The organism is Rhizobium ecuadorense, assembly GCF_001187535.1.
Taxonomy (GTDB): domain Bacteria; phylum Pseudomonadota; class Alphaproteobacteria; order Rhizobiales; family Rhizobiaceae; genus Rhizobium; species Rhizobium ecuadorense.
The window spans coordinates 1-261 of sequence record NZ_LFIO01001490.1 but is presented as its reverse complement, the minus strand read 5'-3'; the positions used below and the strand labels follow the sequence as shown (position 1 = coordinate 261).

Genomic DNA, 261 nt, shown 5'->3' with positions numbered 1-261 from the left:
AAAGAAGGCAGCCCTGTCGGAAACGCAGGACGAGCAAGAGAAGGCCACGATCGAAAAATCCATCGATACGCTGGAAGCGAAGATTGCCAAGCTCGAAGCGAGCGAGAGCAGCCAAACTCAGGCGTCTGCTGCATCGAAGCCTGCCGGTGACGCTCCTGGAGAATTTTCCGGCGAAAGCGAGCGTATCGGCACGACGAATTTTGACGAGACCAGTGAGTTCGGCAGCCGCACGGCTTACGTTTGATAAAAGGGACCCGGTTC

General features: G+C 56.3%; 1 protein-coding gene. It reads left to right on the top strand.

Translation table 11 applies throughout. The features are described from left to right. On the top strand, positions 1–244 hold a 244-nt coding region (locus tag AF337_RS31110), incomplete at its 5' end, for a hypothetical protein (RefSeq protein WP_049735196.1). Positions 245–261 lie beyond the last annotated feature (17 nt).